Source organism: Microbacterium sp. C5A9, from assembly GCF_022627955.1.
Classification (GTDB): domain Bacteria; phylum Actinomycetota; class Actinomycetes; order Actinomycetales; family Microbacteriaceae; genus Microbacterium.
Genome location: NZ_JABXGD010000007.1, coordinates 182,384 through 202,073, shown reverse-complemented (window position 1 = coordinate 202,073; position 19,690 = coordinate 182,384). Strand labels below are relative to the sequence as shown.

General features: G+C 70.2%; 23 protein-coding genes. 8 read left to right on the top strand and 15 right to left on the bottom strand.

Annotated features, from left to right (window positions below; all coding sequences use genetic code 11):
- From HWD99_RS14560 to HWD99_RS14545, 4 genes are all read right to left on the bottom strand, one after another.
- Complete coding sequence (locus HWD99_RS14560; RefSeq protein WP_241796908.1) at nucleotides 1-1,089, bottom strand: ABC transporter permease; 1,089 nt, start codon at nucleotides 1,087-1,089, stop codon at nucleotides 1-3.
- Entirely contained in the window at nucleotides 1,086-1,892 is an 807-nt protein-coding gene (locus tag HWD99_RS14555; protein WP_241796907.1) for an ABC transporter ATP-binding protein, read from the bottom strand. Before HWD99_RS14555 ends, HWD99_RS14560 begins: the two co-directional genes overlap by 4 nt.
- Complete coding sequence (locus tag HWD99_RS14550; RefSeq protein WP_241796906.1) at nucleotides 1,889-2,713, bottom strand: ABC transporter ATP-binding protein; 825 nt, start codon at nucleotides 2,711-2,713, stop codon at nucleotides 1,889-1,891. The genes HWD99_RS14555 and HWD99_RS14550 overlap by 4 nt, the downstream gene beginning before the upstream one ends.
- A gap of 153 nt (nucleotides 2,714-2,866) precedes the next feature.
- Nucleotides 2,867-4,534: an ABC transporter substrate-binding protein gene (locus HWD99_RS14545; RefSeq protein WP_241796905.1), complete on the bottom strand. Its 1,668-nt coding sequence runs from the start codon at nucleotides 4,532-4,534 to the stop codon at nucleotides 2,867-2,869.
- Nucleotides 4,535-4,701: 167 nt separating this feature from the next.
- Here HWD99_RS14545 and HWD99_RS14540 point away from each other — a divergent pair, with 167 nt between their 5' ends.
- Both HWD99_RS14540 and HWD99_RS14535 read left to right on the top strand, forming a co-directional pair.
- The gene (locus HWD99_RS14540) at nucleotides 4,702-5,349 is read left to right on the top strand and encodes a TetR/AcrR family transcriptional regulator (RefSeq protein WP_241796904.1); all 648 of its coding nucleotides are present in this window, start codon (nucleotides 4,702-4,704) and stop codon (nucleotides 5,347-5,349) included.
- Between the two features lie 10 nt (nucleotides 5,350-5,359).
- Nucleotides 5,360-6,574 (top strand): amidohydrolase, encoded by a 1,215-nt coding sequence (locus HWD99_RS14535; RefSeq protein WP_241796903.1) that lies wholly within the window; start codon nucleotides 5,360-5,362, stop codon nucleotides 6,572-6,574.
- A 12-nt stretch (nucleotides 6,575-6,586) separates the two neighbouring features.
- On the opposite strand, the gene HWD99_RS14530 is transcribed toward HWD99_RS14535, so the two are convergent.
- From HWD99_RS14530 to HWD99_RS14505, 6 genes are all read right to left on the bottom strand, one after another.
- On the bottom strand, nucleotides 6,587-7,180 hold the full coding sequence (locus tag HWD99_RS14530; RefSeq protein WP_241796902.1) for a hypothetical protein: 594 nt from the start codon (nucleotides 7,178-7,180) through the stop codon (nucleotides 6,587-6,589).
- A 69-nt stretch (nucleotides 7,181-7,249) separates the two neighbouring features.
- On the bottom strand, nucleotides 7,250-8,335 hold the full coding sequence (gene moaA, locus HWD99_RS14525) for a GTP 3',8-cyclase MoaA (RefSeq protein WP_241796901.1): 1,086 nt from the start codon (nucleotides 8,333-8,335) through the stop codon (nucleotides 7,250-7,252).
- Nucleotides 8,336-8,473: 138 nt separating this feature from the next.
- On the bottom strand, nucleotides 8,474-9,529 hold the full coding sequence (locus HWD99_RS14520; RefSeq protein WP_308220738.1) for an ABC transporter ATP-binding protein: 1,056 nt from the start codon (nucleotides 9,527-9,529) through the stop codon (nucleotides 8,474-8,476).
- Complete coding sequence (gene modB, locus HWD99_RS14515; RefSeq protein ID WP_241796900.1) at nucleotides 9,526-10,314, bottom strand: molybdate ABC transporter permease subunit; 789 nt, start codon at nucleotides 10,312-10,314, stop codon at nucleotides 9,526-9,528. Before modB ends, HWD99_RS14520 begins: the two co-directional genes overlap by 4 nt.
- Nucleotides 10,311-11,096 (bottom strand): molybdate ABC transporter substrate-binding protein, encoded by a 786-nt coding sequence (gene modA / locus HWD99_RS14510; protein WP_241796899.1) that lies wholly within the window; start codon nucleotides 11,094-11,096, stop codon nucleotides 10,311-10,313. Before modA ends, modB begins: the two co-directional genes overlap by 4 nt.
- Nucleotides 11,097-11,099: 3 nt before the next feature.
- Complete coding sequence (locus tag HWD99_RS14505; RefSeq protein ID WP_241796898.1) at nucleotides 11,100-11,492, bottom strand: molybdopterin-binding protein; 393 nt, start codon at nucleotides 11,490-11,492, stop codon at nucleotides 11,100-11,102.
- Between the two features lie 158 nt (nucleotides 11,493-11,650).
- On the opposite strand from HWD99_RS14505, the gene HWD99_RS14500 reads away from it, so the two are divergent.
- From HWD99_RS14500 to HWD99_RS14480, 5 genes are all read left to right on the top strand, one after another.
- Entirely contained in the window at nucleotides 11,651-12,547 is an 897-nt protein-coding gene (locus HWD99_RS14500; protein ID WP_241796897.1) for an alpha/beta hydrolase, read from the top strand.
- An 84-nt stretch (nucleotides 12,548-12,631) separates the two neighbouring features.
- Complete coding sequence (locus tag HWD99_RS14495) at nucleotides 12,632-13,402, top strand: HesA/MoeB/ThiF family protein (protein ID WP_241796896.1); 771 nt, start codon at nucleotides 12,632-12,634, stop codon at nucleotides 13,400-13,402.
- A gap of 26 nt (nucleotides 13,403-13,428) precedes the next feature.
- On the top strand, nucleotides 13,429-14,673 hold the full coding sequence (gene glp / locus HWD99_RS14490) for a gephyrin-like molybdotransferase Glp (RefSeq protein WP_241796994.1): 1,245 nt from the start codon (nucleotides 13,429-13,431) through the stop codon (nucleotides 14,671-14,673).
- Nucleotides 14,670-15,149, top strand: coding sequence for a cyclic pyranopterin monophosphate synthase MoaC (moaC, locus tag HWD99_RS14485; RefSeq protein ID WP_241796895.1), 480 nt, complete (start codon nucleotides 14,670-14,672; stop codon nucleotides 15,147-15,149). The genes glp and moaC overlap by 4 nt, the downstream gene beginning before the upstream one ends.
- Nucleotides 15,146-15,391 (top strand): MoaD/ThiS family protein, encoded by a 246-nt coding sequence (locus HWD99_RS14480; protein ID WP_241796894.1) that lies wholly within the window; start codon nucleotides 15,146-15,148, stop codon nucleotides 15,389-15,391. Before moaC ends, HWD99_RS14480 begins: the two co-directional genes overlap by 4 nt.
- Nucleotides 15,392-15,468: 77 nt before the next feature.
- On the opposite strand, the gene HWD99_RS14475 is transcribed toward HWD99_RS14480, so the two are convergent.
- The 5 genes from HWD99_RS14475 to HWD99_RS14455 all read right to left on the bottom strand — a co-directional run bounded on the left by HWD99_RS14475 (nucleotide 15,469) and on the right by HWD99_RS14455 (nucleotide 19,231).
- Nucleotides 15,469-15,909, bottom strand: a complete 441-nt coding sequence (locus HWD99_RS14475) for a molybdenum cofactor biosynthesis protein MoaE (protein ID WP_241796893.1) — start codon at nucleotides 15,907-15,909, stop codon at nucleotides 15,469-15,471.
- Nucleotides 15,909-16,394, bottom strand: a complete 486-nt coding sequence (locus HWD99_RS14470) for a molybdenum cofactor biosynthesis protein B (protein ID WP_241796892.1) — start codon at nucleotides 16,392-16,394, stop codon at nucleotides 15,909-15,911. Before HWD99_RS14470 ends, HWD99_RS14475 begins: the two co-directional genes overlap by 1 nt.
- Before the next feature lie 38 nt (nucleotides 16,395-16,432).
- Nucleotides 16,433-18,043, bottom strand: coding sequence for a molybdopterin-dependent oxidoreductase (locus HWD99_RS14465; protein WP_241796891.1), 1,611 nt, complete (start codon nucleotides 18,041-18,043; stop codon nucleotides 16,433-16,435).
- Between the two features lie 147 nt (nucleotides 18,044-18,190).
- Complete coding sequence (locus HWD99_RS14460) at nucleotides 18,191-18,466, bottom strand: hypothetical protein (RefSeq protein ID WP_241796890.1); 276 nt, start codon at nucleotides 18,464-18,466, stop codon at nucleotides 18,191-18,193.
- Between the two features lie 66 nt (nucleotides 18,467-18,532).
- On the bottom strand, nucleotides 18,533-19,231 hold the full coding sequence (locus HWD99_RS14455) for a GTP pyrophosphokinase family protein (protein WP_241796889.1): 699 nt from the start codon (nucleotides 19,229-19,231) through the stop codon (nucleotides 18,533-18,535).
- A gap of 99 nt (nucleotides 19,232-19,330) precedes the next feature.
- Between HWD99_RS14455 and HWD99_RS14450 the strand changes: the two genes are divergently transcribed.
- Nucleotides 19,331-19,690: a nuclear transport factor 2 family protein gene (locus HWD99_RS14450; RefSeq protein ID WP_241796888.1), complete on the top strand. Its 360-nt coding sequence runs from the start codon at nucleotides 19,331-19,333 to the stop codon at nucleotides 19,688-19,690.

Below are 19,690 nucleotides of genomic sequence, written 5' to 3'. Positions count from 1 at the left end.
TCAGGCCTCCGTCTGGCGCGTGCGCGGGTCGAGGTATGCGTAGACGATGTCCGCCAGGATGTTGGCGACCAGCACCGACAGCGTGATCACGAGGAACACTCCCTGCATCAGGGCGAAGTCCTTCGCGTTGGTGGCGTCGAGCAGGAGCTTGCCGACGCCCGGGTAGCTGAAGACCATCTCCATGACGATCGTGCCGCCGACGATGAAGCCGATCGAGAGCGCGAAGCTCTGGATCTGCGGCAGCACCGCGTTGCGGGCGGCGTAGGCCCACAGCACGCGACGGTTCGGCATGCCCTTGGCCTGCGCGACGGTGATGTAGTCCTCGTCGAGCACCGTGAGCATCATGTTGCGCATGCCCAGCATCCAGCCGCCGAGCGAGGCGATGATGATGGTGACCGCCGGCAGGGTGCCGTGCATGATCACCTGGCCGATGAAGTCGAGGCTCCACTCGGGCGACTGCCCCTTGTCGTAGGCGTGCGACGACGGGAACCACTTGAGCGTCGACGAGAAGATCGCGATCGCGATGAGGCCGAGCCAGAAGTACGGGATCGTGTTGAAGAACGTCGTGATCGGGATGAGCGCGTCGAGCCTGCTGCCGCGCTTCCAGCCGACGATCGCGCCGCCGACCGTGCCCAGTGCGAACGAGATGATCGTCGCGAGACCGACGAGACCGAGCGTCCACGGCAGGGCGGATGCGAGCACCTCGGCGACCGGGCGCAGGCCGTGCAGCGTCGAGATGCCGAGGTCGCCGCGGAACAGCATCGCCCAGTAGTCGAGGTACTGCTGCCACATCGACTTGTCGGTGTCGATGCCGAGCAGGATGCGCAGCGAGTCGGCCGCCTCGGGGCTGATGTTGCGGTTGCGGGCGAGGTACGAGCTGACCGCGTCGCCCTTCATGAACCGGGGCAGGAAGAAGTTGATCGTGATGGCCGCCCACAGGGTGAACAGGTAGAAGCCGGCTCGTCCGGCGAAGAACCGCCAGGGCACGATCGCGCGGCCCTTCTGCGCGGTGGTCGCAGTGGTGCCGACCTCGAGCGCGTCGCGGTTCTCGTCGTCCACGAGCGGAAGCTGGGGGGATGCCGTGGTCACTGTGCACCTCCGTGCGATCCGGCCGTCGCGAAGTGCGTGTCGGGGTCGGGAGACGCCGCCCGCAGTTCGCGCGTGTAGGGGTCCCTCGGGGTGAGGATGACGTCGTCGGCGTCGCCGTACTCGACGACCCGACCCTGGTTGAGCACCATGATCTTGTCGCTGAAGTGGCGGGCGGTGGCGAGGTCGTGGGTGATGTAGAGCACGCCGAGCCCCTCTTCGCGCTGCAGATCGGCGAGCAGGTTCAGCACGCCGAGACGGATCGACACGTCGAGCATCGACACCGGCTCGTCGGCGACGAGCAGAGCGGGCCGAGAGGCCAGGGCGCGGGCGATCGCCACGCGCTGCCGCTGTCCCCCCGACAGCTCGTGCGGGCGGCGGTCGATCACCGCATCCGCGTCGAGCCGCACCCGCTCGAGGAGTCGACGCACCTCGGCCTCGGTGTCGTTCTTGGGCACGACGTCGTCGAGACGGATGGGGCGCTCGAGGTGGTACCGGATCGAGTGGTACGGGTTGAGCGAGGCGAACGGATCCTGGAAGACCATCCGCAGCTGCTGACGGTACTTCCGCAGGCCCCGGCCTCGGCGCGGGATCGGCGTGCCGTCGAGGCGCACCTCTCCGCTCGTCGGCGTCTCGAGCTGGGTGAGGATCTTCGCGATCGTCGACTTGCCGCTGCCCGACTGGCCGACCAGGCCGATGGTCTGGCCGGAGGTCAGGGTGAAGCTGACGTCGTCGAGCGCGGTGAGGCGGCCGGCACCCCGGACGTTGTAGATCTTCGTGACATGCGCGAACTCGAGAGTGGTCATCGGGTCAGCACTCCTCTCGCACCGGTGAGTCGGGGGAACGACGACAGCAGCGTCTTCGTGTAGTCGTGCTGCGGGTTCGTCCAGATCTGCTCGGCCGAGGCGAGCTCGACGATCTCGCCCTGACGCATGATCGCGATGCGGTCGCTGATCTCGAGCAGCAGCGGAAGGTCGTGGGTGATGAAGATCACCGAGAAGCCGAACTCGTGGCGCAGCTGCGAGATCTGCTTGAGGATCTCGCGCTGCACGAGCACGTCGAGTGCGGTGGTTGGCTCGTCCATGACCATGAGCTGGGGGCGCAGAGCCAGCGCCATCGCGATCATCACGCGCTGGCGCATGCCGCCCGACAGCTCGTGCGGGAACGAGCGGATGCGCTGGCGCCCGACCTTGACGATCTCGAGAAGGTCCTCGGCCTCGGCACGACGCTGCCTGCGGGTCATGGCCGGTCGGTGGATCTCGAAGACGTCCTCGAGCTGCGAGCCGATCGTCGCGACGGGATTCAGCGCGTTCATCGCCCCCTGGAACACCATCGAGACCTTGTCCCAGCGGAACCTCTGCATGGCCTCGACGCCGAGCGCGTTGATGTCGACGTCCTCGCCGGATGCGTCGTGGAAGGTCACGCTGCCGCCGGCGATCACGGCCGGCGCCCGCAGCAGGCGCTGCACACCGTAGGCGAGCGTGGTCTTGCCGCATCCGCTCTCGCCGGCGAGGCCGAGGATCTCGCCCCGCTGCAGTTCGAGCGTCACGTTCTTCACCGCCTCGACGGGCGGATCGACGTCGTACACGACCGAGAAATCGCGCACGCTGAGGAGGGTGTCTGTCATGAGGGGTCCTTCGTCGGGTGTGGTGACCACCCGGTCGTTGAGCGAGCGGAGCGAGACGAAACGCGTTGAGGATGCGTTCGAGGCATCACCGCAGGGGTGTGTCGCGTTTCGTCTCGGTCCTTCGGTCCTCGCTCAACGACCGGGGTGGACTGCTTACTCGGCCGGCTTCAGCTTCGTGAGGATCATCACGATGTTCTGCTGCGTCGGGTCACCCGAGGCGTACGGGTCCTCCTCCGAGGGCCACCCCACGTAGTTGCGGGTGTTGTACTCGCCGAGCAGCGGGTGAGCGCCGAGCGGGATCGCCGGCACCTGGTCGACGAAGATCTGCTCGAGCGTGGTGATCGCCGAGGTGCGCACGTCGTCGGACGACGCGTTCGCGTAGGCGTTCAGCGCCTCGGTGGCAGCCGGGTCGTCGAAGCGACCGAAGTTGAATCCGGCGATGCCCTCGGGCGAGATCCAGCGCGGGTCCATCGTCGACGTGTAGAGGCCGTAGGCCGTGCCGCTGTCCTCGAGCCAGTGGATGATCGCCGAGAAGGTGCCCTCGTCGCGGGGTCCTGCCCAGCCGCCCCAGTCGGGCATGTCGATCTTGACCTCGGCGCCGATCGCCTCGGTGACGTCCTCGGCGATGAGCTCCTGCGCGGTGTTCCAGTCGCTCCAGCCCGAGGGCACCGAGAGCGTGAACGAGACGGGCGTGCCGTCGGGGTCGATCAGCGCGTCGTCCTTCCAGGTGTAGCCGGCACTCTCGAGCAGGTCGCGCGCCTTCTCGGCGTCGACCGAGTACTCCTGGCCCTGGAACTCGGGCTGGATCTCGTCCTCGAGGATCGACGACAGTCCGGTCACCGACCAGACCGGCTCGCTCGCCCCCTCGCGGGCGATGTCGACGTAGGCGTCGCGGTCGATGACCCAGGCGAGCGCCTGGCGGAACGCGACGTCGTCGAACGGCTTCTCCTGCAGGTTCATGAACAGCGTCGCCGAGCCCGTGGTCGGGGCGACGAAGAACTTGTTGTGCTCGGGGTCGGCGTCGAGGAACTGCTCCTGGATCTGCGGGATGAACGCCTGCGCCCAGTCGGCCTCGCCCTGCGCGAGCGCGGTGGTGAGAGCCGTGTTGTCGCCGTACGAGACGTAGTGCAGCTCGGGCACGGCGAGGTCGCCGCCCCAGTAGTCGTCGCGCGCCTCGAGGGTGACCGACTCGGTCGACCAGTTCGAGAGTGCGTAGGGTCCGGTGCCGACGAGGTCGTCGCCCTTGACGGGGTCGGTCGCCGGTGAGTCGAACTTCTCCCAGATGTGCTGGGGCACGATCGGCACGTGCAGCACGCGCGCCTGGTTGACGTACTTCGACTCTCCGAAGGTGAGCGTGACGGCGTCGCCCTCGACCGTCGCCCCCTCGAACTTGAGCCCGGCGGTGTCGAGCTCGGGCGTGGAGACGAGCTCGTAGGTGAACACGATGTCTTCAGCGGTGAACGGCTCGCCGTCGCTCCAGGTGACGTCCTTGCGGGGCACGACCGTGACGGCCGTGTAGTCGTCGTTCCACTCGATGCTCTCGGCGAGCCACGGGGTGACCTCGCGGTCGCCGGTCTGGTTGACGAGGCCGAGGGTCTCGAAGATGACCTTGCCGTAGCCGTACTTCGAGGCCGACGAATCGCCGACGTACGGGTTGTTCGACTCGGTGGTGATCGCGCCGTCGGGCTTGGCGATGGTCAGGGCGGCACCGCCGGCGCCGCCCTCGCCGTCACCCGATCCTCCGGCGGCACAACCGGCGAGGACCGACACGCTGAGTGCGGAGACCGCCGCGACGGCGATCAGGGACTTTCTGAGCTTCATTGCTTCTCCTTGGGCACGGGTCTTTGTGCTGTGTGGCCGTCGTCTGCGCACGCATCCGACGAGATTTGCTTACTGGCGAGAAAGTAAGCTGATGCGAGGTTACCCGCCAGTAAGTAGAGTTGGCAAGTACGATCCAGTGCAGGATTGCGTGCAGGAGAAGAGGACCCATGGCGAAGGATGCCGTCGCACCCGCGACCGTCCGCCCCGCGACGCGTGAGAAGCGGGAGCAGATCCTCAAGGCCGCCGTCGAGATCTTCGGCAACAAGGGGTCGACCAACGGCACCCTCGCCGATGTCGCCGAGCAGGTCGGCATCACCCACGCGGGGGTGCTGCACCACTTCGGCTCGAAGCAGAAGCTGCTGCTCGAGGTGCTCGCGTACCGCGATCAGGCCGATGTCGCGGACCTCGCCGAGCAGCACATCCCGGGTGGCCCCGAGCTCTTCCTGCACCTCGTGCGCACCGCGATCGCGAACGAGCGACGTCCGGGCATCGTGCAGGCGTACACCGTGCTGTCGTCGGAGTCCGTCACCGACAACCACCCGGGCCGGGAGTACTTCGAAGACCGCTACACGACCCTCCGCCGCGAGGTGACCGAGGCCTTCCACGAGCTCTGCACTCAGGAGGGGGTGACCGAGCCCGAGACGATCGCCACCGCCGCCGCGAGCATCCTCGCCGTGATGGACGGCCTGCAGCTGCAGTGGCTGCTGCACCGCGAGGTGATCGATCTGGGCGAGGCGAGCGAGTTCGCGATCCGCGCGATCGTCAACGGCGTGCTGCACCCCGGCCCCGCACTGGAGTCCTACCGCCGCGACTAGGCTCGGGGCCATGACGATCGACCTCGAAGCGCTCTACATCGACCTGCACCAGCACCCGGAGCTCTCGTTCCAGGAGACGCGCACCGCCGGCATCGCCGCCGGTCACCTGAGGGACCTCGGCCTCGAGGTGCACGAGGGCGTGGGCGTCACCGGCGTGGTCGGGGTGCTGGAGAACGGCGACGGCCCGGTGGTGTGGGTGCGCGCCGACATGGACGCGCTGCCCGTCGGCGAGGAGACCGGACTCGCCTACGCGAGCACCGCGACCGGCATCGACCCGGCCGGCAACACCGTGCCCGTCATGCACGCGTGCGGCCACGACATGCACGTCACCGCCATGATCGGCGCCGTCGAGAAGCTCGTGGCCGAGCGGGCGGACTGGTCGGGCACCCTGGTCGTGCTGATCCAGCCGGCCGAGGAGTACGGTGCCGGGTCGCGCGCGATGCTCGACGCCGGCCTGCTCGACCTCGTGCCGCGTCCCGACATCGTCCTGGGCCAGCACGTCACCCCGCTGCCCGCCGGCACGATCGGCGTGCGCCCCGGCACGCAGATGGCGGCGTCCGACGGCCTCACCGTCGTGCTGCACGGGCGGGGCGGACACGGCTCGCGCCCGCACTCGACGATCGACCCGGTGGTCATGGCCGCCGCGACCGTCATGCGCCTGCAGACCATCGCCTCGCGCGAGGTCGACCCGCGCGACGTCGCCGTGGTGACGGTCGGCTCGATCCACGCCGGCCTCAAGAACAACATCATCCCCGCCGAGGCCAAGCTCGAGCTCAGCCTGCGGTACCCGAACGACGAGATGCGCGACAAGGTGCTCGCGAGCGTCGAGCGCATCGTGCGCGCCGAGGCCGCGGCATCCGGAGCCGAGCGCGAGCCCGAGATCCGCACCGACCACACCCTGCCGCCCACGATCAACGACGCGGATGCCACGGCACGCGTCACGTCGGCGCTGCAGCGCGCGCTCGGAGAGGCCTCGGTCGTCGACCCCGGCATGTTCACCGGCAGCGAGGACGTCTCGTGGTTCGCCCGCGACACCGGCGCTCCCCTCGTGTTCTGGTTCTGGGGCGGTGTGGACCCGGCGACGTTCGCGGCGTCGGCCGCGGCGGGCACACTCGACAAGGACATCCCCACGAATCACTCGCCGTTCTTCGCGCCGGTGATCCACCCCACCATCGAGGTCGGCGTCACCGCGCTGTCGTCAGCCGCGCGCGAGTTCCTCGGCTGAGCAGGCAGCTCATCAACTCGGCGGCCCCGGAACGCACCCCTGCGGTTCGGAGTTGCCGCTGATGGTGAAGTCTCCGCAGGTCAGGAAGTGCTCCTGGTTCGCACCGAGTGCGAACGAGGCCACACCCACCACGACGACCGCGATCACGACGAGGAATCGGCGACCCCTGCTGATGTCCTCCCCGAACTCCGGCCACATGACGCGGGCGAGCACCCAGATCGTGGCCGGCACGCTCAGCAGCGCCACGAAGACGGCCAGCAGGTCGACCACGATGGACAGTGCGTCGTCGGAGTCGAGCGGCACGAACGACAGCACCAGCCAGAGCGACGGCACCAGCAGAGCGAGCGCCTTGAGCACCCGTGGCCTCCCCCGGGGCTGGAAGAGCACCACGATCAGCGCGCCGACCGATGCCGCCCACACGGTGAGCAGCTGATCGAAGAAGAACGTCCCCCACGCGCCCAGCGTGAAAGCCGGCCACCAGACCGCGATGCTCATGGCGATGATGACGACGCCCGTCGCGCGGGCGGATGCGGGCGACCTCATGCCGACCGGCACCGGATCCGGGCGACCATCGCGGGAGTCGGAGTCGGGTGATGGGCTGCGCACGCGCTCACGGTAACAGTCGCTCCGCTGTCACGACAGCGTTCCGGAGAGAATGACGGGCGGTGACCGCGCTCAGCCGCCGATGGCGTTCATGCCGCGGGCAGGCTGGAGGAACGACGGGTCGTTGATCGCATGCCCCGGCAGCTTGCCGTGCACGCACGATCGCAGCATGTCGCCGATTCCTGCTGCCCGCTGAGCGGGATCCACTGCCCCGTCTCCCCGCAGCACTCCGATCAGGTCATACTCGGCGTTCGAGAACAGGCAGTTGCGCAGCTGGCCGTCGGCCGTCAGGCGCAGTCGGTCGCACGCGCCGCAGAAGGGCGCGGTGACCGAGGCGATCACTCCGACCTCGTGGGGTCCGCCGTCGATGCGCCACTTCTCGGCCGGTGCTCCGCCACGGCCGGGAACGGGCTCGAGGCTCCATCGGGCGCCCAGCTTCTCGAGGATCTCCTCGCGGGTGACCATCGAGGCGCGGTCCCAGGTGTGGCCGGCGTCGAGGGGCATCTGCTCGATGAAGCGCAGCTGCGCGCCCACTTCCATCGCGAACGCGACCAGGTCGGGCAGCTCGTCGTCGTTCACACCGCGCATGGCCACGGTGTTGAGCTTGAGCGGGCGGAGTTCGGATGCCGCCGCCGCCGCGATGCCCTCGAACACGTCGTCGATGCGGTCGCGACGGGTGAGGTCGGCGAACCGCTGTCGATCGACCGTGTCGATGCTGATGTTCAGACGCGTGAGACCGGCCTCGATCAGGTCGGGCAGGTGCTTCGCGAGCGTGATGCCGTTCGTGGTCATCGCGACCTCGACGGGACCCTCGTCCCCCTCGATCGCCGAGACACGTCGCACGACGTCGACGATGTCGGCACGCAGCAGCGGCTCACCGCCCGTGAGCCGGAACGTGCGGATGCCGAGTGAGGCGGCCACCGTGGCGACCTCGACGATCTCGTCGGTCGACAGGATGCTGGTGCGCGCGAGCCATTCGTTGCCCTGCTCGGGCATGCAGTACGTGCAGCGCAGGCTGCAGCGGTCGGTCAGCGAGATGCGCAGGTCGCGGTGCACTCGGCCGTGGGTGTCGACGAGTCCCTGCAACGCGGGCGCGGCGGCATCGAGGACAGCGGCGCTCGGCGCTCGCATCCCGATCACGACCGGCACGGCCGTCATCGCTCGATCCCTCTCCCCGACATGTTCCGAGACTACCCGCGCCTCCGGCAGCGAGGCCCGTGCGAGGAGGACGACCGGCAGATTGCCAGGCGCGGGCGCAGGCCGAACCGAGGCCGTTCGCGTGACTCTTCGGGGCGTTCAGAGCACCGAGACGAACCGCACCAGCGCCGGATCGGCCCGCAGCCGGATCCTGTCGCCGACCGTCAACCCTCCCGCAGCATCCAGCGACAGGTCGGCCGCCCCGGCGTCGGTGTGCACGCGCACCCCGACGAGGGTGGGCTCGATGCGCGTCACCACGGCTGGCCACGACTCCACGCCCGCGTCGCCGAGCCGCACATCCCCCGGCCGGAACACGGCGGCGAGCGCGACACCATCCGTCGCGGCGAGCGCTCGCGACGCCGGATCCTCACTGGTCAGCAGCACCTCGCCGCTGCGCCACGACCCCCCGCTCGCGACGCCCACCAGGCGGTTGACCCCGGCGATCGACGCGACGAAACCGGATGCCGGTGCGGCGAGCACGTCGCGCACGGGCCCCTCCTGAGTGACGCGACCACCCTCGACCACGATCAACCGGTCGGCGAGGGCGACGGCATCCGCGGCATCGTGTGTGACCGCCACGGTCGTGGTCGAGACGAGCTGGTCGCGGAGCATCCGCCTGATGTCGCCGGCCGTCTCGGGGTCGAGGGCGACGAGCGGCTCGTCGAGCAGCACGACGCGAGGGGATGCGGCGAGCGCGCGAGCGACCGCGACGCGCTGCTGCTCACCCCCGGACAGCTCGTGCGGCATCCGCCCTCCTGAGCCGGGGAGCCCGACCCGCGCGAGCCAGTCGTCGGCGCCGGCTCGGGCGGCACGGCCCTCGGCGCCCGCGGCTCGCGGCCCGAACGCGACGTTCTCGCGCACCGACAGATGCGGGAACAGACGGGGCTTCTGCCCCAGCAGCACGACACCGCGGCGCATCGGCTCAGTGCGCACCCGGGGCTTCGCGAACCGGTCGACGACTCGACCCTCGACCGAGATCTCGCCCCCGCCCAGCGGCTCGAGTCCGGCGAGCGCCTGCAGCAGCGTCGACTTCCCGGCACCGCTCGGCCCCATCACCGCCACCGTCTCGCCCGCCTCCACCTGCAGCGAGACATCGACCGTGAAGTGCTCGCGCGGCACGACGACATGGGCGCGCAGGCCATCCACGGCGCTCACCGGGCGGCCCCCGGTCGCCAGCCGCGCACGAGCAGCAGCACGAGGATCGCCGTGGCGAGCAGCAGCAGCGCGAGAGCGACCGCCGCGCCCTGCGTGACGCCGGCGCCGTTGAACGCCGTGTAGATCGCGAGCGGCATGGTCTGCGTGACGCCGGGGCGGTTGCCCGCGAAGAGCGCCGTGGCCCCGAACTCCCCGATCGCCCGCGCGAAGCACAGCACGACACCGGCCACGATTCCGGGAGCGGCCAGGGGCAGGGTGATGCGGCGCAGGATCGTCCAGCGGCCCGCGCCGAGCGCGGCGGCGGTGCGCTCGTACTCGACCCCCGAGGTGCGCACCGCGCCCTCGACAGCCAGCACCAGGAAGGGCAGCGCCACGAAGGTCTGCGCGAGAACGACGGCCGGGGTGCTGAACGACAGGCCGAGCCCGCCGAACCACCCGGCTCGTCCGAACAGGTAGAGCAGGGCGACGCCGCCGACCATCGGCGGCAGCACGAGCGGAACCGTGACCGCCGCGCGCAGGACCGCAGCGAGTCTGGGCCCCGAGCGGGCGATCGTCAGCGCCAGCGGCACCCCGATCACGATGCAGAGCACCGTGGCGACCAGCCCTGTTCCGAGCGAGAGCAGCAGCGCCGAGCGGGCCGCCTCCGACGTCACATCGGCGATGAAGGTCGACCACTCGACGCGGGCGACCAGAGCCGCGAGCGGGAGTATGAGGAACGCGAGGCCGATCAGGGCGGGGACGGCCAGCGCGCGCGGCGCGTATCCGCGCGCTCCGGCGGCACTCACGGCGCTCCGAACCCGAAGTCCGCCAGGATGCTCCGACCCTCGTCTGACAGCACGAAGGCGACGAAGGCGTCAGCCGCATCAGAGTTCGGCGCGTCGGACAGCGCCGCGATCGGGTAGTGGTTCACGACCTCGTCGGCTCCGTCGGGCACGATCACCTCGACGTCGTCGCGGCCGATCGCGTCGGTCGCGTACACGAGTCCGGCGTCGGCCTCGCCTGCTGCGACCTTGGTGAGCACCGCGGTCACGTTCTGCTCGAGGCTCGCCGCGTCGACCGTGACACCGGCGTTCGAGAGCAGCGTCTCGGAGGCCGCGCCGCAGGGAACCTCAGGGGCGCACAGCACGGTGGTCACGTCGGCGAGGTCGGCCAGCGTCTCGACGTCGCCGGGGTTTCCCGCGGGCACCGCGATCACGAGCGTGTTGGAGGCGAAGAGCGCGGGGTCGACCGCGGCATCCTCCAGCTTGTCCATGTTCGCTTCGTCGGCCGAGGCGAACACGTCGGCCGGTGCCCCCTCGAGCAGCTGGGTGACCAGCGTCGACGAGCCGTCGTAGACCGCGCTGAACTGCACGTCGGGGTTCTCGGCGATGAACGCGTCGCCGATCTCGTCGAAGGCGGCCGACAGGGAGGCTGCGGCGTAGACCGTGAGCTCGCCGCTCACGGCGCTCTCGGATGCCTCACCGGTGGCGGTCGGCGTCGGCGACTCCGCCCCGGCGGCGCACCCGGTGAGAGCGAGCGCGGCGGCGGCCAGAGCGACTGTGACGGTTCGACGGAGCGTGCGGTTCATGTGTCAGTCCTTCGGGACTTCGACGACGACGTTGGTCGCCTTGACGGATGCGGTGGCGAGCGACCCCACCTCGAGCCGCAGCTCTCGGGCGGCCTCGGCCGACATCAGCGAGACGACCCGGTGGGGACCGGACTGCAGGTCGACCTGCGCCATGACCCCGTCGATCTGCACGCGGGTCACGATGCCCACGAAGCGGTTGCGCGCGCTCGAGAGCGCATGGTCCGACGCCTGTGCCTCCTCGGCGAGCGCCACCGCGCGGGCGGCGAGAGCGTCGCCCGGGATCTCGGCGGGCACGGCATCCGTCGTCGGCAGCAGGCCCTGGTCGATCCACCGCCGCACGGTGTCGTCGCTCACCCCGAGCAACTGGGCGGCGCGGGAGATCCGAAAGCTCTGCATTCCGGCAGAATACCGCAGATGCGGATATTTTCATCGCCCTTCTCCGCACCCGCGTAGACCGAACACAGCAGACCCGATCGCCGCTCGGGGGCGGCGCGCGAAGCGGATGCCGTCCTGCCCTATCCTTGCCGCGTACCTCCCCCGAGAAGGAGCACCCCATGGCAGAAGCCGTCGTCCTCGTATCGGGGGGCGCCGCCGTGACCCCGTTCACCGATCCCGACCGCGCCGCCGGCTCTGGTCTCGCCGCCGGGAACACGCTCACAGCCCTCCGTTCGCATCTGCTCGGCCGTGGCGCGTTCGTCTTCACCGCCCCCGCCCGCCTCGGCACCGGCGAAGTCCGCGAAGACGCCGGATGGCAGGGTTTCGCCGACGTCGATCTCGTGCTGCCGGCAGAGCTGACCGTGAACGCGGTCGGCACGATCGACGACGGCGGATCCCGTCTGGCCGCGTTTCTGCGGTGGCTCGGCGCCGAGCACGACATCACCGACATCGATCTCGTGGCGCACTCGATGGGAGGCCTCTTCTCTCGCGCCGCGATCCGCGAACTGCGCGGCGCCGGCCCGTCGGTCCGTCGCCTGATCACACTGGGGACCCCCTGGGACGGGTCGTTGCTCGGCGACGTGCTCTCGGGGGACATCGGGATCGCCGACGCGCACGGCGATCCCGGAACCATCGGGATTCTGGAGCGCTCGCGCAGCTACGCCGCCGAGAACTCGCAGGGCGCTGCCGACCAGGTCTCCCATCGCTTCCTGCAGGGGTGGAACACGACTCAGGCAGGGGCGCTCGACACGGTGGCAGTCACCGCCGTGGGCGCAGGGCACTTCCGCGCGGCGACGGACCCGGATCTGCTCTGGCCGCATGACGGCCTCGTCTCTCAACGAAGCGCGCGTGCCGACGCCGTGCCTCCGGCGGTACTGCCGCAGGTCGTGCGACACAGCGTCGACCGCGATGTGCACAGCATCTTCTTCGCCGAGGCGTTCGGATTGCCCTGGGAGCGCGCGCTCACCTGGGACCCCGAGGTGTTCGCGGTCGTCGACGACGCCCTGCGATCCTGAGCCGCACCGCACCGCACCGCGCTCGCCCGGTCGCAGCCGCGCCGATCCGCGGCTGTGGGATCGATGCGGGCATACCCTGAACCCATGCACCCTCTCGTCGCACCGGCTCCGGCCCTGGATCCCGCCGAACTCGTCCGCACCGCCAGGCATGCGGTGCTCGCCGGCATCGGAGAGGAGGGGCAGCGCCGACTCGCGGCGGCCCACGTCGCCGTCGTCGGCGCCGGGGGTCTCGGCTCGCCCGCGCTGCTCGCACTGGCCGCGGCCGGCGTCGGCCGCATCACCGTGATCGACGACGACATCGTCGAGCTGACGAACCTGCAGCGACAGCTCGCGCACCGGGTCGAGGACATCGGCAGGCCCAAGACCGCATCGGCCGAGCGCGCGATCCTGGCGCTGTCGCCCGGAGCGGTCGTCACCTCGGTCGCCGAGCGGCTCGACGCGGCCAACGCCGCTCGGCTGCTCGGCGAGGCGCAGATCGTGGTCGACACGAGCGACTCGTTCACGACGCGGCGCGATGTCGCCGCCGCGGCGGAGGCACTCGGCATCCCGCTCGTCTGGGGCGCGGTGCAGGAGTGGCACGCGCAGGCGACCGTCTTCTGGTCGGATCCGCCCGAGGGCCACGCCCCGGTCGTGCTCGCCGACCTGTTCCCCCTCGGCACCGAGGGCGAGCCGCCCAGCTGCGCTCAGGTGGGCGTGCTGGGTGCGCTGTGCGTGCAGGTGGGCGGGATGCTCGCCGGCGAGGTCGTGAAACTCGTCACCGGCGCCGGAGAGCCGCTGCTCGGCCGACTCGCCATGATCGACGGGCTCACGGCCCGACAGCACGAGATCGCGATCCGGTCGGCGGTGTCGGCATGAGCGGCGGCGGCATGAGCGGCGGCGGCATGAGCGGCGGCGGCAGCCGGCGGACGGTCGAGGAGCAGCTCGCCCGGGTGCTGGATGCCGTGCAGGCGCTGCCGGGAGAGCCCCGTGCGATCCGTGACGCCGCCTCGCGCACTCTCGCCGAGCCCGCGACGGCCGCGCACGACATCCCGCTGTTCGACAACTCGGCGATGGACGGCTTCGCGGTGCGGTTCGCCGACGTCGCGGCGGCCTCTGCCGACAGTCCGACCACGCTGCGGGTCATCGCAGACCTGCCTGCCGGGGTGTCGGACGACCCTCCCCTCGGCCCCGGCGAGGCGGCGCGCATCATGACCGGGTCGCCGGCCCCGAGTGCGGCCGACGCCATCGTCCCCTTCGAGGACACGGCGGGCGGCCTCGCCGACTCCCTCGGTGAGGTGCAGGTACTGCGCGCTCCCGCGGCGGTCGGCGCCTTCATCCGGCGCCGCGGAGCCGACCTGCGTGCCGGAGACGACGTCGTGCTCGCCGGTGAGCGGCTCGGCGCCTTCCAGCTCTCCGCCGCCGTCGCGGCGGGAGTCGAGCGGGTGTCGGTCACCCGCGCACCCCGGGTCGCCGTCGTCTCCACCGGAAGCGAGCTGCTGGCTCCCGGCGACCCGGCATCTCGCGGACGCATCCCCGATTCGAACGGCCCCCTGCTCGAACTGCTGATCGCGGATGCCGACGCCGAGGTCGTGCTCGTCGCCCGGGTCGCCGACGATGCCGACGCGGTGCGCGCCGTCACCGCCACGGCCGTCGAGCGCGGCGTCGATGTGATCGTGTTCACGGGCGGCGTCAGCGCCGGAGCCTACGAGCCCGTGCGCGGCGCGTTCGACGGGCGAGGCGCGGTCGAGTTCACGAGCGTCGCGATGCAGCCCGGCAAGCCGCAGGCGTTCGGAGCCCTCGAGTCGGGCGCTCTGGTGTTCGGCCTCCCGGGCAATCCCGTGAGCGTCGCGGTGTCGTTCGAGGTGTTCGTGCGTCCGGCGCTGCTCGCGATGCAGGGTCGCACCGAGATCCATCGCCCGAGAGCATCCTTCACGGCCGACGCGGCGTGGACGACGCCGCCGGGACGCCGTCAGTACCTGCCGGCCGTCGTCGACCTCGCGGCCCGCACCGTGCGCCCCGCGACGGCCGGAGGCTCGGGCTCGCATCTGGCCGGCGGTCTGGCCCGCGCCCGGGCGTTCGCGATCGTGCCCGCCGACGTCGAGGCCGTCGCCGTGGGCGACGCGATCGATGTCATGCTGGTCGAATGAGCTTCACGCATCTCGACTCGGCCGGCCACGCGCACATGGTCGACGTGACCGCCAAGCAGCCGACCGTGCGCACCGCCACCGCTCGGGGCTTCGTGCGGTGCGGTGCCGACGTGATCGCGGCGCTGCGCGACGGCACGGCCCCGAAGGGCGACGTACTCGCGGTGGCCCGCATCGCCGGCATCCAGGCGGCCAAGTCGACGCCCGCGCTGCTGCCGCTGGCCCATGTGATCGGCGTGCACCGCGCGAACGTCGAACTCGACATCGTCGACGACGGCGTGCACGTCGAGGCGACTGTCGGCACCGCCGATCGCACGGGGGTCGAGATGGAGGCGCTCACGGCCGTCTCGGTGAGCGCGCTCGCGATCGTCGACATGATCAAGGGCCTCGACCGCTCGGTCGTCATCGAAGACGTGCGTATCGTGGCGAAGTCGGGTGGGCGCTCGGGCGACTGGGTGCGCGAGGGAGAGACCCGATGACCTCGTCCACGACGCGCGTGCGCTACTTCGCCGCCGCTGCGGAGGCCGCCGGAGCCGACGCGGAGGAGCGCGGCGAGGCGACGCTGCAGGCGCTCCGTGCGGCGATCGTGGCTGAGCATCCCGCCCTCACCGAGATCCTGCCGCGCTGCGCGGTCATGGTCGACGGCGTGCGCAGCGATGACGACCGGCCGCTCGACGATGCCGAGCTGATCGACATCCTGCCGCCCTTCGCCGGCGGCTGAGGCCTCCTCGCCGCATCCCCGGACTCAGGGGTGCGGGGACGGGATGACCGAGCGGATTCAAGGGTCGGCGCGAGAGTTCAGCCGCCGATGCCCTTCCAGGCCGTCGTCCCGTCGGATTCGAGCTGGCGCTTCCATACGGGCAGCTCGCTCTTGATGTCCTCGATGACCGCGCGGCACACGGCGAAGGCCTCGGCCCGATGCTCCGCCGCGACGGCGATCACGACCGCGGCGTCACCGACGTCGAGATGTCCCACACGGTGACTCACCGCGATGACGACGCGCTCGTCTCCGACGACGTCCGACGCGGCGTTCTCGGCGATGCGCCGCAGTGCGGCCTCGGCGTCGGGATGCGCGCTGTACTCGAGGCCCACCACCGCGCTCTGCGCGTCGGGGTCGTTGTCACGCACACGACCGATGAAGGTCGTGACACCGCCCAGCGCGGGGTCGTCGACGGCGGCGAGGTGTTCCTCGAGGTCGAGCGGCTGCTCCGAGATCGCGGCGATCCGCACGTCGTTCATCAGTGGTCTCCTCCATCGGTCTGATCCACGACATGTCGGGCGACGGTCAGCACGACGGGCACTCCCGACGCCACTGCCCTGGTCGAACCCGGCAGGTTCACCACCAGCGCGCCCGCAGGGTCGACGACGCCGGTGATGCCCCGCGACAGGATCGAGAGCGGGGTGTCCGCGAGTCCGGATCGTCGCAGCTCTTCAGCGAGGCCAGGCACCTCTCTGGTCACGACCTTGCGCGTGCCCTCGGGCGTCTGGTCTCTCGGGCCGACACCCGTGCCGCCCGTGGTCACGATCAGCCGCACCCCTCGCGCGACGGCCCTGCGCAGAGCATCCGCGACGGACTCGACGCCGTCGGCGACGATCTCGGCATCCGGGCAGTGCCACCCGGCATCCCGCAGCAGTCCCACGGCGATCGGGCCGCCACGATCCTCGCGCTCGCCCGCGAACGATCGATCCGACACGGTGATCACACACGCGGGCAGCGACGTCATGGCTCCACCCTAGGGTGCGCTCCGACCCGACGCACGGCTCAGTTGACGCGAACGAGCGAGCGCTGCCACCCCGACGATCCGTTCGGCGCGATCGCCGCACGCTCCTCGATCTGCAGGTCGCCGTTCTTGTTGACCGCGCGCACGGCCACATAGTGCGTTCCGGGAGTGGCATCCCACTCGAGGAACCACTGCACCCAGGTGTCCTCGTTGATGGGTGTCGAGAGCGTCGCCGGAGTCCAGTCACCCTCGTCGATCTTCACCTCGACGCGCTCGATGCCCACCGACTGCGCCCATGCGACACCGGCGATGGGGATCTTCCCCGCGTCCACGGCGGAGCCGAGCTTGGGCGTGTCGATGCGCGACGAGAACTTGATCGGAGCCTCGGCGCTGTAGCCGCGCGGGGTCCAGTACGCCTCGTCCTTCTCGAACGTGGTGACCTTCAGCTCGGTGAGCCACTTGGTGGCCGACACGTAGCCGTAGAGGCCCGGCACCACCATGCGCACCGGGAACCCGTGCTCGAGCGGCAGCGGCTCGCCGTTCATGCCGACGGCCAGGATCGCGTCGAGGTTGTCGTCGGTCAGAGCCGACAGCGGCGTGCTGGCGGTGTAGCCGTCGACGCTCTTCGACAGCACCATGTCGGCACCCGACTTCACGCCCGCCTTCTTCAGCACGTCGCGCAGCGGCACACCGAGCCACAGGGCGTTGCCCACCAGCTCGCCGCCGACCTCGTTCGAGACGCAGGTCAGCGTGATCGCGTATTCGTCGACACCCATGTCGAGGATGTCCTGGAAGCTCAGCTCGACGCGCTCGTCGACCATGCCGTCGATCACCAGCCGCCAGGTCGCGGGGTCGATCGTCGGCACCGTGAGCGCGGTGTCGACGCGGTAGAAGTCCTTGTTGGGGGTGAACAGCGTGCTGAGCCCGGGGATGTCGAGTTCCGCGCCCTGCGGCACGGTGACCTTCGTGCCGGGCGAGGGGAGCTTGAGAGCCTCGCGGATCGTCGCGACCGAGGAGACGACCGAGCTGGCCGCTCGCGAGGCGATGCCCACGATCACGGCGGATGCTCCGGCGATGCCGGCGAGCAGGAAGAACTGTCGACGATCGAGCGACTTCGACGGCTTGTCCGCGACTCCGTCCGTGTCGTCGGCGACGGTCTCCGCAGCGGCACCCGCCGTGACCGTCGCGCGCCAGGCGCGCAGGCGACGTCCGAGGAGCACCATGATGACGGAGCCGGCGATGGTGCCGAGCACCGGCGGCAGGAACGCGAGCGGCGTCACGCCGGCCCTGGTCACGATGGCCGCGGTCGAGAGGGCACCCGCGATCACCAGCGCGACGACTCCGAGCGGCGGACGCACGAGCTGCAGGATCCCGCCGATCGCCGACGCGATCACGACGGCGAGGCCGAGACCTGCGAGCAGCGCGATCTTGTCGTACTCGCCGAACGTCGCGATCGCGAACTCCTTGAAGGGCTGCGGCACGATGTCGATCACGAAGCCGCCGACCGCGAGGATCGGGCTCGCGGCGCGCGCGAAGATCAGGGCGAACAGCTCAGCGGCAGCGAGGAAGACACCGCCGCTGATCAGCCCGGCCAGGGCGGCCCAGAAGAAGAAGCGGCGTCCCTTGCCGCGTGGCTGTGCGTGCTGTGACATGCTCTGCTCCTCGTTCGCCGCGGCGCTGTTCCGGAGTCGGCTGTGGTCCGGCGTCACTGTGGTCGGGAGTTGTTCGGAGCGGAGCCGGGAACGGATGGAGTCGGATCGACCGGACCGGGTCGGAGACGCCCGGTCAGCAGGGCGTGATCAGAGGGGTCGCGCGGTGATCGAATCCTGGTCCTGGGTCTGGCGCAGGGTGCGCAGGCATCGCGAGCAGAGGATCTCGACGGTACGGGGGTGGTTCTCGCCGCACTCGCAGTCGATGCTCACCCGCCACTTGGCCCTGCGCCCGCACGGCGCGTAGGCCTCGTCGTCGCCGTGGTCGCATTCGCAGCGCTGCCGCCCGCGGTCGAGGCCCGCGAGTTCGTCGAGATCGACCGCCTGACCGGCGTCGAGAGACCGGGATTCCGCTGTACTGACCACCTCCTGATGGTGCCAGGGTGCGGATGCCGCGCGCAACACCGCCCCCGACGAGGCGGGCGGGTCAGGTCAGACCTGCACGATGTGCGGGGGCGGCGGGGGCGCGAGCTGGCGCTGCGGCACTCCGTGGGCCTCCCGGTGCAGTCGCTCCATGCGGCTGTCGAGCTCGGCGGCCGCCTCGGCGGCATCCGTCAGACTCTCGACGAGATGCGAGGGCACCTGGTTCGAGAACTTGTAGTAGATCTTGTGCTCGAGGCTGGCCCAGAAATCCATCGCGATCGTGCGGAACTGCACCTCGACCGGCACCGACAGCGCGCCGGTCGACAGGAACACCGGCACCTCGATGATCGCGTGCAGGCTCTTGTAGCCGTTGTCCTTCGGGTTCGCGATGTAGTCCTTGACGGTCACCACGGTCACATCGTCCTGCGCGGTGAGCAGGTCGAACAGTCGGTAGACGTCGGCGACGAAGCTGCACGTCACCCGCACACCCGCGATGTCGGTGATCTCGCCGCGGATGCGCTCGAAGTCCGGCTCGACGATGCCCTTGCGGGCGATCTTCTCGACGATGCTGTCGGGAGTCTTGAGCCGGCTCTTCACGTGCTCGATCGGGTTGTACGCGTGGTGATGGGTGAACTCGTCGCGGAGGATCGAGATCTTGGTCTCGACCTCGCGCATGCCGAACTCGTACTCGCGCAGGAAGCGCTGGAACTCGTCGCGGAGCTCCCGAGTCTGCTGGATCGCGTCGTCGGTGACCTGGAGGGACGTCATGTCTTCGACGTTATCCGTCCGTGATCGGAAGTGGCTGTGGATCGTCGATGAGAGTCGAGCGCCTTGACGATGTCGGAGGCCCGGTCTAGAACGGAGCGTATGACGACCCCCGGAGAGAAGTGGACCGCCGCGTACGTCGAGGCGTGGAAGTCGAACGACCCGCAGCAGATCGCGGCGCTGTTCAGCGACGAGGCGAAGTATCTGACCAACCCCGATTCCGAGCCGCGTGTCGGCCGGGCGGACATCGTCGCCGGATGGCTCGAGGATCTCGATGAACCCGGCACCTGGACGTTCGACTGGTGGATCGTCCGCGAAGACGCCGACTTCGTCGCGATCGAGGGGCGCACGAAGTACCCGGCCGAGCGCGACTACCTCAATCTCTGGATCGTCCGGCTCGATGCCGAGGGGCGGGCGACCGAGTTCACCGAGTGGTACATGCCGCGCCCCCACCAGGACTGA